Annotated in this window: 12 protein-coding genes; 10 read left to right on the forward strand and 2 right to left on the reverse strand. The window is 52.1% G+C overall.

Translation table 11 applies throughout. The annotated features are described in order from the left end of the window. Positions 1–99 precede the first annotated feature (99 nt). Together ACFQNG_RS12185 and ACFQNG_RS12190 are read right to left on the reverse strand one after the other, a co-directional pair. Positions 100–312: a YbdD/YjiX family protein gene (locus ACFQNG_RS12185; protein WP_379865348.1), complete on the reverse strand. Its 213-nt coding sequence runs from the start codon at positions 310–312 to the stop codon at positions 100–102. Between the two features lie 12 nt (positions 313–324). Next, entirely contained in the window at positions 325–2,400 is a 2,076-nt protein-coding gene (locus ACFQNG_RS12190; protein WP_379865349.1) for a carbon starvation CstA family protein, read from the reverse strand. Between the two features lie 285 nt (positions 2,401–2,685). Between ACFQNG_RS12190 and gatC the strand changes: the two genes are divergently transcribed. The 10 genes from gatC to rlmD all read left to right on the forward strand — a co-directional run bounded on the left by gatC (position 2,686) and on the right by rlmD (position 14,118). Continuing rightward, the gene (gatC, locus tag ACFQNG_RS12195; RefSeq protein ID WP_379865350.1) at positions 2,686–2,973 is read left to right on the forward strand and encodes an Asp-tRNA(Asn)/Glu-tRNA(Gln) amidotransferase subunit GatC; all 288 of its coding nucleotides are present in this window, start codon (positions 2,686–2,688) and stop codon (positions 2,971–2,973) included. Between the two features lie 14 nt (positions 2,974–2,987). Continuing rightward, positions 2,988–4,454 carry an Asp-tRNA(Asn)/Glu-tRNA(Gln) amidotransferase subunit GatA gene (gene gatA, locus ACFQNG_RS12200; protein ID WP_379865351.1) on the forward strand — a complete coding sequence of 489 codons (1,467 nt, stop codon included), beginning with the start codon at positions 2,988–2,990 and terminating at the stop codon, positions 4,452–4,454. Further along, a complete protein-coding gene (gatB, locus tag ACFQNG_RS12205) occupies positions 4,451–5,884 on the forward strand; it encodes an Asp-tRNA(Asn)/Glu-tRNA(Gln) amidotransferase subunit GatB (protein WP_379865352.1) in 1,434 nt (477 codons plus the stop codon). Before gatA ends, gatB begins: the two co-directional genes overlap by 4 nt. 57 nt (positions 5,885–5,941) lie before the next feature. After that, complete coding sequence (locus tag ACFQNG_RS12210) at positions 5,942–6,256, forward strand: hypothetical protein (protein WP_379865354.1); 315 nt, start codon at positions 5,942–5,944, stop codon at positions 6,254–6,256. Between the two features lie 32 nt (positions 6,257–6,288). Beyond that, a complete protein-coding gene (locus ACFQNG_RS12215; protein ID WP_379865356.1) occupies positions 6,289–7,047 on the forward strand; it encodes a sirohydrochlorin chelatase in 759 nt (252 codons plus the stop codon). Positions 7,048–7,159: 112 nt separating this feature from the next. Next, positions 7,160–8,260, forward strand: coding sequence for a HupE/UreJ family protein (locus ACFQNG_RS12220; protein WP_379865357.1), 1,101 nt, complete (start codon positions 7,160–7,162; stop codon positions 8,258–8,260). 125 nt (positions 8,261–8,385) lie between these two features. Then, positions 8,386–9,801 carry an NADP-dependent phosphogluconate dehydrogenase gene (gene gndA, locus ACFQNG_RS12225; protein ID WP_379865358.1) on the forward strand — a complete coding sequence of 472 codons (1,416 nt, stop codon included), beginning with the start codon at positions 8,386–8,388 and terminating at the stop codon, positions 9,799–9,801. A 206-nt stretch (positions 9,802–10,007) separates the two neighbouring features. Next, positions 10,008–11,309: an NCS2 family permease gene (locus ACFQNG_RS12230; protein WP_379865360.1), complete on the forward strand. Its 1,302-nt coding sequence runs from the start codon at positions 10,008–10,010 to the stop codon at positions 11,307–11,309. 345 nt (positions 11,310–11,654) lie between these two features. Then, complete coding sequence (locus ACFQNG_RS12235) at positions 11,655–12,539, forward strand: diacylglycerol kinase (protein WP_379865361.1); 885 nt, start codon at positions 11,655–11,657, stop codon at positions 12,537–12,539. Positions 12,540–12,747: 208 nt separating this feature from the next. Further along, entirely contained in the window at positions 12,748–14,118 is a 1,371-nt protein-coding gene (gene rlmD, locus ACFQNG_RS12240) for a 23S rRNA (uracil(1939)-C(5))-methyltransferase RlmD (protein ID WP_379865362.1), read from the forward strand. Positions 14,119–14,160: the final 42 nt, after the last annotated feature.

The following is a 14,160-nucleotide window of genomic DNA, read 5'->3' on the forward strand; positions in this document are numbered from 1 at the left end:
TTTTTATTGATTCGACAAAAAAGGCTGCTGACCCTGCCTTTCAAGGCAGTTTGTCAGCAGCCTCAAGCCAGACAGTCATCAGACTGTCTGGCTTTTTGCCTAACAACACCGCCGAATCTTTCCGCCGCCGTACTTTTCGTCGGTGGCCCGGCGGTGGAATTCTGCTTCGGTGAGTGGGATTTCACCTGGGTGATGCCGGCGGAAATGTTCCAAATACCGTTGGTAGTTGGGCACTCCCGCCATTTCATTCAGATACAGGGCAAATGCTTTCAATGGCTTCAACCAAAAAGGACAGGTTGCTTGTTTCTCCATCGTTCTCCTCCTTTACGCGCTGGGTTGGTGGGGAACGTAGGGCGCTTCCTTGAGAGGGAGCGTTTCCCGTTTGATCAGTACCTTGTACCAGACCCGGACGGCATCGAGAATGATGATGGCCACGAGCACCATGAAGATGAGGGTTAAAATCGCATCGATTTGGTTATTTAACACGATGCGTTGCATATCTTCCAAGGATTTGGCCGGCGCGAGCACTTGACCGGACTGGATCGCTTGTTGGTATTTGTCCGCTGCCTTCAGGAAGCTGACTGAGGGGGCGTCATGGAAGAGTTTTTGCCATCCTGCGGTCATGGTGACCGTAGTGAGCCAGGCAAGCGGAACCACGGTGATCCAAGCGTAGATGATTTTTCCCATCTTGATGAGAATGGTGGTGCCCACTACCAAGGCGACGACGGCCAGCATCTGGTTGGCTATGCCAAACAGCGGCCATAAGGTGTTGATTCCGCCCAGCGGATCGATTACGCCTTGATAGAGGAAGTAACCCCATCCCGCTACGATCAGGCCACTGGCGATGATGTTGGCGGGATACCAATCCGTCTTGCCCAATTTGGGGAGGAAGCGGCCCATCAGGTCTTGCAGGATGAAGCGGCCCACCCGGGTACCGGCGTCGATGGTCGTTAAGATGAAAACGGCCTCAAACAAGATCGCAAAATGGTACCAGAACGCCATCAAGGCATTTCCGCCGATGATGCTGGAGAAGATGGTCGCCATTCCCACCGCCAGTGTCGGCGCTCCACCCGTGCGGGACAAGACGCTTTGTTCGCCGATCGAATTGGCCAGGTTCTGTAAATCGGCGGGCGTGATTTTGAAAACGTCTCCAAATTGGGACACAGCTGCGGCGGCTGACGCCACATCGGTGCCGATCACCGCGGCGGGGCTATTCATGGCGAAGTAAACGCCAGGAGTCAATACGCAGGCCGAGATCAAGGCCATTATCGCGACAAATGATTCGGTTAACATGCCCCCATAGCCGATCATGGTCGCATGGGACTCTCGCGCGATCATCTTGGGAGTCGTTCCCGAGGAAACCAAGGCATGGAAACCGGAAATTGACCCGCAGGCGATGGTGATGAAGACAAATGGGAAGAGGTCTCCCGCAAACACGGGACCTGTTCCGTCGATAAACTTGGTGAGGGCGGGCATTTTGAGTTCAGGCATGACGAGCAGGATGCCCACAGCCAAGGCAAAAATGGTGCCCACTTTCAAAAAGGTGCTCAGATAATCCCTTGGAGCCAGCAAAAGCCAGACAGGGATTACGGAAGCGACAAAACCATAAATGATCATCAGCCAGGCGATCGTGGTTCCTTCCAAAGTGAAGATCGGAGCCAGCGTCGGATGCGTCGATACCCATTGTCCCATGTACAGGGAGAGCATCAGCAGGACAAAGCCGATCAGGGACGTTTCCAATACCTTCCCCGGACGGATAAACCGCATATAAATTCCCATGAACAAGGCGATCGGAATCGTCATGGCGATGGTGAACATGCCCCAAGGGCTGTCAGCCAGCGCTTTGACCACAACCAGGGCGAGCACAGCCAACAAAATGATCATGATACCCAAAACCGCAAATAAGGCGGTAAAGCCACCGATTGGGCCGATTTCCTCACGGGCCATATCCCCAAGCGATTTCCCATTTCGACGCATCGAACCAAATAAAATGATAAAATCCTGTACCGCACCGCCCAGCACAACGCCGACAATGATCCAGAGCGTTCCGGGGAGATATCCCATTTGGGCGGCCAGAATCGGACCCACGAGAGGACCCGCGCCCGCGATGGCCGCAAAGTGATGCCCAAACAAGATCCACTTGTTCGTGGGGACGAAGTCTTTGCCATCGTTATGGATTTCTGCGGGCGTCTTCCGGTTATCATCCAATTCAAACACTTTTCTGGCCATAAATCGGCTATAAAAGCGGTAAGCGACGGCATAAGTGCAGACAGCGGCAGTCAACAACCAGAGAGAATTGACCGATTCCCCCCGCTTTAAGGCGAGCACCGCAAACCCAGACGCACCCAAAACGGAGATAAGTGCCCAGATCAACCAAGAATACCAACGTGATTTCGCCATTATTTCCCGTTACGACATAACCGGCTTCGTAACGGTACCTCCTTTCTGTTCGGGGGATATTGGGTGAAAATGTGCCAAAGGGTTAATCATATTATAATAGAGGCAATTTAATATTTCGACAAAAAATTGAATTTCGTTAATTGGGATAAATCGTTGCGACGGGTTGAGAGGGTGCGATCAAAACCAATGGTTCAAGATAGTGAGAGTTTGCGGTTGTTTTGTGCTATACTGTGAGAAGGTTTGACTTATGATAATGGGTCTTCAAGCTAGCGGAGGTGAAGGAAGTTGTCTATTTCCAAAGAACAAGTGCAAAAAGTAGCGATGCTGGGCCGGTTGAAGTTGACCGAGCAAGAAGCGGATCAATACACGTCCCAGCTTAACGATATTCTCCAATTTGTGGAAAAATTGAATGAGCTTGATACCGAGAATGTGGAGCCGACCAGCCATGTGTTGCCAATGGCCAATGTGTTGCGGGAAGATGAGGTGCGGCCTTCGCTTGATCGCGAGAAAGCATTGGCGAATGCACCTGAACAACAAGATGGCATGTTCCGCGTGCCAGCGGTATTTGAATAATAGGGGGGAACAGGATGTCTTTATTGCGTGAATCGCTGAAGGATATACATAAACGGCTCTCGGCCCGTGAGATTTCCGCCCGCGATCTGGTTGAAGAGTCCCTTAAGCAAATTGAAGAAGTGGACGGTGACGTGCGCGCCTTTTTGACAGTCGATGCGGAAGGGGCGAGAAACCGGGCGGACGAGCTTGACCAAAAGTGGGCAAACGCCGATCGGCGCGGCTTGTTGGCGGGATTGCCAGCCGGACTGAAGGACAACTTGTGCACCGAAGGGCTAACCACCACCTGTGCCAGCCAATTGCTTGCCAACTACAACCCGATTTACAATGCCACGGTGGTTGACAAGCTCAAAGAGGCGGAATCGGTTTTTGTCGGCAAGCTGAATATGGATGAGTTTGCCATGGGTGGTTCGACGGAAAACTCCGGCTTCTATCCAACCTATAATCCTTGGGATCTCTCTCGGGTGCCGGGCGGTTCCAGCGGTGGATCGGCGGCTGCCGTTGCGGCGGGAGAAGTATACTATGCCCTTGGTTCGGATACGGGCGGATCGATCCGCCAACCTGCGGCTTTTTGTGGTGTCGTCGGCCTCAAACCAACTTACGGGCGCGTCTCCCGTTTTGGTTTGGTCGCCTTTGCTTCGTCGTTGGATCAGATCGGTCCTCTGACCAAAAATGTGGAAGATGCGGCTTTCGTATTGCAAGCCATCGCGGGGCATGATGCCAAAGACTCCACGTCGGCCCAAGTGGAGGTGCCTGATTACCTGTCCGCTTTGACGGGCGATATCAAGGGACTCAAAGTGGCGGTGCCAAAAGAAATGATGGGTGAAGGGATCGACCCGGGGGTAAGGGAGAGAATCCAAGCGGCCATTAAGAAGTTGGAACAGCTGGGGGCGAGTGTGGAAGAAGTGTCGTTGCCCCATACGGACTATGCGGTGGCCACTTATTACCTGATCGCACCGGCGGAGGCTTCCTCCAACTTGGCCCGCTATGATGGGGTTCGTTATGGTGTGCGCCAACAAGGCGAAAACCTGCTCGACATGTACCTTGAGACACGGAGCAAAGGGTTTGGTTCGGAAGTGAAACGCCGGATTATGCTGGGTACTTACGCGCTCAGTTCGGGTTATTATGATGCTTACTATCTGAAGGCGCAAAAAGTGCGCACCCTGATCCGCCAAGATTTTGAACAGGTGTTTGCGAACTATGATGTGATCGTTGGCCCAACCACGCCGACAACCGCTTTTAAGATCGGTGAGAACATTCATGATCCGCTAACGATGTACATGAACGACATCTTGACCATCCCCGTCAATCTGGCTGGGTTGCCCGCGATCAGTGTGCCATGCGGGTTGGCCGAGGGCTTGCCGGTCGGTCTGCAAATCATCGGAAAAGCGTTTGATGAAGCGACTGTGCTCCGTGTGGCACACGCGTTTGAGCAAGAAACGGAACGCCTGCCTGTTCCGCCGTTGGGAGGGAAGCACGCATGAGCAAATACGAAACAGTGATCGGACTGGAGGTGCACGTGGAGCTGTCCACGAAGAGCAAAATTTTCTGCGGTTGCTCCACGGAGTTTGGCGCCCCTCCAAACACCCATACTTGTCCGGTGTGCCTTGGACATCCAGGGGTATTGCCCGTTTTGAACAGGGAAGCCGTCAATTTCGCGATCAAGGCGGCCATGGCGTTGAACTGTGAGATTGCCGAATACAGCAAGTTCGATCGGAAAAACTACTTCTATCCAGACTCACCCAAAGCTTATCAAATCTCGCAGTATGATCAACCGATCGGTCAAAACGGCTGGATTGAGATTGAAGTGGACGGGGAGAAAAAGCGCATTGGCATTACCCGCCTTCATTTGGAAGAAGATGCGGGAAAACTGAATCACCTGGAAGAGGGTGAAGGTTCTCTCGTCGATTTCAACCGGGTCGGCGTGCCATTGATCGAGATCGTGTCCGAACCCGATTTGCGCTCCCCGGCCGAAGCCAGAGCTTATCTGGAAAAGCTAAAACAGATCATCCAGTACACCGGCGTATCGGATGTGAAGATGGAAGAAGGGTCCCTCCGCTGTGATGCCAACATCAGCTTGCGTCCAGTGGGGCAAAAGGAATTCGGAACCAAGACGGAGATGAAGAATCTCAACTCGTTCCGCAACGTGGAGCGTGCGCTCGAGTATGAACAAGAGCGCCAGGCGGAGCTGTTGGACCGTGGCGAGCGGATTACCCAACAAACCTTGCGTTGGTTGGAAAATGAAAACCGCACCAAGCTGATGCGCAGCAAAGAAGAGGCGCATGATTACCGGTATTTCCCAGAGCCGGACTTGGTGCGCCTGGAGATTTCCGAGGCTTGGAAAGATGAGATTCGCCGCGAGTTGCCGGAGCTTCCTGATGCACGCAAAGCGCGTTACATGAGCGAATTCCAACTGTCCGACTACGATGCGTCGATCCTCACCGCCACGAAAACGGTTGCCGATTACTATGAGCAAGTGGTTGCGGCAAAAGTGGATCCCAAATTGGCATCCAACTGGGTGATCACCGATCTGTTGGGTTACCTGAATGCCGAAGGAAAAGAGATCACGGACATCGTGATGACCCCAGCCCATCTGGCGGGCATGATCCAATTGATTCAAAAAGGAACCATCAGCACCAAAATCGCCAAGCAAGTATTTAAAGAAATGCTTGCTTCAGGCAAAGAACCGCACGTGATCGTTGAAGAAAAAGGCTTGGTGCAAATCAGTGATGAAGGGCAACTCCGTGAAGAAGTGGCCAAAGTTCTGGCAGCCAATCAAGATTCAGTGGAAGATTTCAAGAACGGAAAAGACCGCGCGCTTGGTTTCCTCGTGGGTCAAGTGATGAAAGCGACCAAAGGAAAAGCCAATCCGCAATTGGTCAATAAGTTAATCAAAGAAGAAATCGGCCGATAAAGGGTTGGGAGCTCGCCTGGGCAAGGGCGGGCTCCTTTTACAAAAGGAGGCGGATGGGTGCTGGTTTTTTATCTGATCATCGCCATTTTGTTTCTGGGCGGAGGGGTTTACCAACTGTTTGTCGCTCAATTGCCTGCTGCCTACGCCATCCATTCGTTTTTGGTGGCCTTGTACTTTTACGTCACTTATCATGAGTTGAGAGGAAAGCCGTTTCCCCGCAATATTTATGTTTTGACGATCGTGTTGTTGGTGGCTGACGGCCTGGTTAACCTGTTGATTGTATCCATCAGCATATTGAGCGGGATCGTTAGCTTTTTCTTCGCTTTTCTTTGCTTCCAGTCGTATCGTCGGATATACAGGCAACGCGCATAGGTAGGCAGTTTGGAAAACAGGGGTGAGGCTGGATGGGAAAACGCGGTGTACTGGTGATCGCACATGGTTCAAGCAAAAGGGATTGGGTGCGCTTGGTTGACGACGCGGTGTCACTAGTCGCGCTGGATGCGCCGGTGGTGGCCAGTTTTCTGGAATTGGTGCCCGACCGCTCGATTCCGGTGGGAATTGAGGCGTTGAAGCGGCAAGGCGTCACTCATCTTACCGTTGTGCCCCTCTTCGTTTCCTCGGGCAGCACCCATATCGAGGAGATTGGGCATCTGCTGGGGGTGAAGCGGGAAACCCGCTTGCCGATGGAAGAAGAACCGCTTGAAGTGGGGATGGATGTGCACCTTTGTCCGGCGATGGATGATCATCCGCTGATCGTTGACATTCTGGCTGAACGGGCGCGGGATCTTTCCTCCAATCCGGCGGAAGAAGCTTTGGTTCTTGTCGGTCATGGAAGTGATGTGGCCGGTTTTTACGAGAGATGGGAAACCGGTATGCGGAGCCTGGCCGGGCAATTGCAAGCGAAGCTGGGGTTTCGGCAGGCCACTTATGCCATGACCTTGCCGGATAATGTGCGGGAGCGGTTGCTTGGGTTGGCAACCCGGTATCGGGTGCTGGTGTTGCCGCTCTTTTTGAGCGAAGGCTATTTCACTCGTGTCAAAATCCCGGCCCGGATGCAAGGCGTCCAGGTCGTGTATACAGGCCAAGCGTACTTGCCCAGCCCCTTGGTCTCACGCTGGATTGAGGCAGTTGTGCAAGAAGCGTGGGCAAGCGGACGGCAATAAGAAAGCAAAAAACCCCCTTAGGCGGCAAAATCTAAGGGGGTTTAATAATAGGACAAAAGCCCCTGTGGATCATGATATAATCGGGAAAAAAGTCTGCTGAGGAGCGATGCCGATGAAGAAAAGAGGGCGATGGGGTTGTGGGTGGATTTTCATCTTGGTCTTATGTTTTCTTCTTCCGCCATATCAAGGGTCCGCCCATCCCCTGACGCTGGTGTCAACGAAAGCGGTCTTGCAAGAGAAATCCCTTTCGGTACAGATGTTGGTGGAGGCGGCTCTGTTGAAACGGATCAAGGGAGTTGAACTGGAAAAAGGTTCCCCTTTGCCCCCCCAAGTGAAATCGAAATTGCAGCAAGTCGTCAGTCAAAAATTTCAAATCAGCAATGAAGGAAAACGGATGCAAGGGCGATTGGAGGATGTTCGGTGGTTGGACCATACGCACCTGAAATTGCATCTGACCTATTCATCCAATGAAAAATTGGGAAAGCTAACCTTTGTGGATGACCTTTTTTTCGATGTGGCGGGGAAACAGCACCAAAATGTGTTAACCCTCGTTGAAACGGGGATCGAAAGCACGTTTGTCTTTAGCCAAAGTGCCCGGGAATTAACCTTCCATGCCGGAACCGCCCTGTCTTGGTGGGTGGCTTCGAAAGAGTTTTTCCAACTGGGCGTGGAGCACATATGGTTTGGTTTTGATCATTTGGCCTTCTTGTTTGCGCTCCTCTTGGTGAGGGATCGTTGGCAAGAGATGGTCAAAGTGATCACCTCTTTTACCATTGCCCATTCCATTACCCTGTTTCTGGCGATGATGAACATCCTGGCGATTCCGTCCAAATGGGTGGAAGCCTTGATTGCCCTCAGCATCCTGATTGTGGCGCTGGAGAATCTGTGGTTGGAAAAAGGGGAGCCATGGCTGCGGCGCTGGGTGATCACTTTTTACTTCGGTTTGATCCATGGCTTGGGATTTGCGGGATCGTTGGCCGATATTCAATTGCCAAAAAATCATTTGTTGACTGCGCTGTTTTCGTTTAACATGGGGATAGAGGCGGGGCAGTTGGTGATTGTGGCACTCGTGTGGCCCCTGTTGGCCTATTTGTGGCGGCAGCGCGCCTTCATCTGGGTTGCGCGGGGTTTGACGCTCGTGATTGCTTTGTTGGGCTTGGCCTGGTTTGTGGAAAGAGCATTTGAATGGGATATTCCATTCTTCGATTTATAATGATCCATTATTTTTTTGCAAGAATCATTGGAAAAAGGGAACTTCTTTATTAATAATATAAAAGAGGGTTGTTTAAGGGTATATATCTGTTATACGAGTATGAAAAGCAAAGGATGGGGAAAAATATGGCAAAAAGTGATATTGGTGTGATTGGCTTAGCAGTCATGGGAAAAAACTTGGCATTGAACATCGAGAGCAGAGGATATACGGTGTCCCTGTTCAACCGTTCGCCTGAAAGAACCAAGCAACTGCTTGAAGAACAAGCGGGCCGGAAGTTGGTGGGAACTTACACGATGGAAGAGTTCATCGATTCGCTGGAGCGACCGCGCCGCGTCCTGTTAATGGTGAAAGCGGGCAAACCGACGGATGACATGATTGCCCAGTTGAAAAAATATTTGGAGCCGGGTGACATCGTGATCGACGGCGGTAATACCTTCTACCAAGATACCATACGCCGCAACAAAGAATTGTCCGAAGCGGGAATTCATTTCATCGGCGCGGGTGTGTCTGGCGGTGAAGAAGGGGCATTGAAAGGGCCTGCGATTATGCCGGGGGGGCAACAAGAGGCGTACCGATTGGTTGAACCGATCTTGACGGCGATTTCCGCCAAAGTGAATGGAGAGCCGTGTTGTACATATATCGGTCCAGACGGTGCCGGCCACTATGTGAAAATGGTGCATAACGGCATTGAGTACGGGGATATGCAATTGATCTGCGAAGCTTATTTCCTGATGAAACATCTGCTCAATATGGATGCCCAAGAGTTGCACGAAGTGTTTGCCGAATGGAATCAGGGTGAGTTGGACAGCTATCTGATTGAGATTACGGCGGACATTTTTACCAAAGTGGACGAAGAAACCGGAAAACCGCTGGTTGAGTTGATTTTGGATACGGCCGGCCAAAAAGGGACCGGCAAGTGGACCAGCCAAAGTTCGCTCGACTTGGGTGTGCCGCTCACCATCATTACCGAATCGGTGTATGCGCGTTATTTGTCAGCGATGAAAGAAGAGCGGATCAAAGCGAGCCGATTGCTCTCCGGTCCCAAGCCGGGCTGCACGGTGATCCATGATCGCAAAGCGTTTATCGAATCGATCAGAAAAGCGCTGTATGCGAGCAAAATCTGCTCTTACGCGCAAGGCTTCGCCCAGATGAAAGCGGCGTCTGACGAGTATGGCTGGAACCTGAAGCCGGGCGAAATCGCGATGATTTTCCGCGGTGGTTGCATTATCCGGGCCCGTTTCCTGCAAAACATCAAAGAAGCGTACGACCGCGACGCCAACCTGTCCAACTTGCTGTTGGACCCATACTTCAAAGGCATTGTGGAAAAGTATCAGGAAGCCTGGCGTGAAGTGGTGGCGTCGGCGGTGCTGAACGGCATTCCGGTGCCGGCTTTCGCCAGTGCGCTGAGCTACTATGACAGCTACCGTTCGGAGCAATTGCCGGCTAACCTGTTGCAAGCGCAACGCGACTATTTCGGCGCGCATACGTATCAACGGGTGGACAAAGAAGGCATTTTCCATACGAACTGGTTAGAAAAATAATCCAATCATGAAAATGGAGCAGCATCTTCTCGCGTGCAAACGGCGGGAAGATGCTGTTTTTCTGTATGGATTAGAATGGGGAAACACATACTTCAATTAACACGTTTTTATGGAACAGAAGAAAATAAACCCATTGAAAAAAGCGCAAAAAACGAATAATATAATGTTCGGGATGTTTAATATTCGTTTTTCGGAGGAAATTATTCATGTTTAATATCAAAGAAAAAGGCTCAACGGTACAGAAAGAGATTGTCGCCGGTTTGACGACGTTTTTTACAATGTCTTATATCATCGTGGTTAACCCGATAATTTTGCAGGACGCTGGCGTTCCGTTTGAGATGAGCTTTATCGCCACGGTGATCGCCACCATTGTGGGTACGCTGATCATGGGGCTGTTTGCCAATTACCCGATCGCGATCGCACCGGCGATGGGCCTGAATGCCTATTTTGCTTACTCCGTCGTGCAAGCGCATAAAGGATTGACCTATGAAACCGCGTTTGCCGCCGTCTTTGTGGCGGGGGTGCTGTTCGTTCTCCTTTCCTTGACGCCCTTGCGCACCAAGCTGATCGAAGTCATTCCCAGCAACCTGAAAAACGCCATTACGGCGGGGATCGGGCTGTTTATCGCGTTCATCGGGTTGCGCATGTCGGGATTGGTGGTGGACCATCCAAGCAACTTGGTCGCCCTTGGCAACTTGCACTCTCCTTCCGTCGTCCTGACGTTGATTGGATTGGCAATCACGCTCGTCTGTCTGGCTTTGAATGTGAACGGCGCTTTGTTCATCGGCATGCTGGGAACGGGAATCATCGCCACGCTGATGGGAAAACTCTCTTTCAACAAGGGGATTGTGGCTGTGCCCAAATTACCGGAACAGTTGGCGGTCACCCATCCGGTCGACGCTTTTCAAGATGTGGTGCAGTTCGGTTTGTATGCGGTCGTGTTCTCCTTCTTGTTGGTCACTTTGTTTGATACGACGGGTACGGTATTGGGTGTGGCGAAACAAGCGAAACTGATGGACGGAGACCATTTGCCGCGCGGTGAGCGGACGATCTTGGCTGATTCGGTGGCCACGCTGGTCGGTTCGATCTTCGGGACAAGCCCAACCTCCGCCTATATCGAATCGGCCTCGGGTGTGGCGACGGGAGGACGTACAGGCTTAACGGCGGTCGTGGTGGCGCTGTTGTTTGCGGCATCGGCTTTCTTCAGCCCGCTGGTCAGTGCGGTGTCAGGCTTGTCGGCGATTACGGCCCCCGCTTTGATCGTAGTGGGGTCGCTCATGATGGGCCATGTGGCGAATATCAAGTGGGACCGGATAGATGAAGCGTTTCCCGCTTTCTTGGTGATCTTGAGCATGCCTCTCACATCCAGCATCGCGACCGGAATCGCGCTGGGCTTTGTCTCTTACCCGTTGATGAAGCTGTTCAAAGGAGAAGGGAAAAACGTTCATCCCTTGGTCTATGTGTTTTCGCTCCTTTTCCTGTTCCAATTGGTCTTCTTGCCTCACTAAAATAGCGCCAACCATGGAGCACGCTGACAAAGTAGTCCGGGGAGTCGATTTTTGAGTCTGCGTTCCTTGGTCGCTTTATCGGGAAGTAGCTTCGTCGTCCGGCGCGGGCCTGTCCTCGTGAGCTTGAGGGCAAAGTCACTATCGTTCTAGGGTTGAGTTTGTTCAAGTTTCTTTGCAGCTGGCCTTGAGGTTAGCTGCTTTTTGTGTATTCATGATCAATGCTGACAAAACGATAGAAAATCGACACAGGATTGTTCGAACTCGATGTGAAATGGGAGGATGAGATAGGTAAACTAGTGTATTAAGAAAACCATTCGTTGAGAGTGTACAGGGGGTGGGCAGTACATGAAACGCGCTCGCCTGATCTATAATCCAACTGCGGGGCGGGAGATGGTGTCCAAACAATTGTCAAGGTTGTTGACCAAGTTGGAGCAAGCGGGGTATGAAACTTCTTGCTACGCGACACCCGATCGCTGGGCGGCGGCAGAGGAAGCGCGCCAAGCGGCGGAACGGAAATTTGATGTCGTGATCGCAGCGGGAGGAGATGGAACCATTCATGAAGTGGTCAATGGGTTGGCCAGTTATGAACAACCTCCCAAATTGGGCATTTTGCCGGCGGGCACGACCAACGACCTGGCACGGGCGCTGCGGTTGCCGCGGGATATCCAGGATGCTTGCGACGTGATTACCACGGGCCGAAGCACTTCGGTGGATGTGGGCAAATTCGGCGACCGCTATTTCATCAATGTGGCTGCCGCGGGCCGGATCACCGAAGTGACCTATGAAGCGCCCAGCCGCCTCAAAACAGTGATGGGACCGCTCGCTTATTATGCGAAAGCGATTGAAAAGCTGGGAACGTTGCACAAACCGTTTCCCCTGCGCCTAAAGACGGCACAAGGGGAATGGGAAGCGGAGACGTTGCTGTTTGTCGTCGCCAACAGCGTGTCAGTGGGGGGCTTTGAGCGGTTGGCGCCTGCGGCCAATTTAAGCGATGGCTTGCTGGATGTGTTGGTTGTGCCCAAGACCAACATGTCCGATCTCCTGCAATTGGCCACGTTGGCGATGAAGGGAGAGCATGTGCGCGATTCACGGGTGGTCTATTTCCAGACAGATCAAATAGAGGTTGATACGCCCGAAACATTAAAGTTAAATTTGGATGGGGAACATGGCGGCGAGTTGATGGGAAGGTTTGAGATCTTGCCGCACCATCTTGAAATCTTTTGTCCATAGGCGTTCATCGGATCGGTGAGCGTTTTTTGTCATGGAAAAAGCCTGGCGAGGAAAAATTAAAAACGGCCCGCTTGACTCACCTGATGTTAAGGATGAAACGTTGGGAAAGAATATTTCATGCCGCCAAGCGTGGGGAGATGCCCCGGTTGCGCGTTTGATTTTGAACGGGATAGAATACATGTGATCATACACTAATGGAGGAATTTCTTTGGTTGTTCAACAAGGACAAGTGATTCAATTAGAGGTGACGGGTCAGGCGCATGATGGAGCGGGCGTGGGGAAATATGAGGGCTTTACCATTTTTGTCCCGTTGGCCGTGCCCGGCGAAACAGTAAAGGTTCAAATTGAGTTGGTCAAAAAAAATTATGCGCGGGGGAAACTGTTGGAGATCCTCGCCGCCCACCCGGATCGCACGGAACCGACTTGCCCCATCTACGAGGAATGTGGAGGTTGCCAAGTCCAACATCTCTCGTATGAGGCGCAGCTTACATACAAACGGCAACAGGTGATCGATCATTTCGCGCGGATCGGCGGATTGGATGAAGTGCCCATCCGCCCGGTATTGGGCATGAAAGAGCCGTGGCGTTACCGCAATAAAGCGCAGGTGCCCTTTGGCAGGCGGCAAGGGAAAGTGGTTGCCGGATTTTACGCGCCGGGAACCCATCAGATTATCGATATGGATTCTTGCCTGATCCAACATGAAACGAATGATGAGGCCATCGCCAAAGTCAAGGCATTGGCTGATGAGCTTGACATCCCCATTTATGATGAAGCGAAACACACAGGGGTTTTGCGCCATGTCATGGTGCGGGTGGGCTTTCAGACGGGTGAAATGATGATCGTGCTGGTGACAAACGGGGAGGCCTTGCCGCGGCGCGATGAATTGGTCAAGCGGCTGGTCGAAGCGTTTCCGCGTTTGACATCCCTGATTCAAAACATCAATCCCAAACGGACCAATGTGATACTCGGGAAGAAAAACAAGGTTTTGTGGGGGAAAAGCGTGATCCACGATACGATTGGCGAGGTGAAATTCGCCATTTCTCCCCATTCCTTTTATCAAGTGAATCCAAGCCAGACCAAGGTGCTGTACGACCAAGTGTTGCGTTATGCCGCCTTGACGGGGGAAGAGACCGTGATCGACGCTTATTGCGGCATAGGGACGATTGCGCTGTATCTGGCCAAACACGCCAAACAGGTGTATGGGGTCGAAATCGTGTCCGAAGCGATTCGCGATGCCAAAGCCAATGCCAAGCTGAATGGAATCAAGCATGTGCACTTTGAAGTCGGGGCGGCCGAAACCGTGATGCCCCGGTGGCTCAGCCAAGGGATCCAACCCGATGTGATCGTCGTCGATCCGCCGCGGAAGGGCTGTGACCCGGTATTGCTCAAGACGGTGGCGGGCATGGGACCCGAACGGCTGGTGTATGTCTCTTGCAACTCATCGACGCTGGCCCGGGATGCCAAAATCTTACAAGAACTGGGATACCATGTGCAAGAGGTGCAACCGGTGGATATGTTTCCGCAAACGGGGCATGTGGAGTGCTGTGCACTGTTCGTGAGAAAAGATAATAATCAATGAGATGTGGATGCATGCTGAAAAGCCTCTCTGTTCATTCAGAGG

It is taken from the genome of Laceyella putida (assembly GCF_042665195.1).
Lineage (GTDB): Bacteria > Bacillota > Bacilli > Thermoactinomycetales > Thermoactinomycetaceae > Laceyella > Laceyella putida.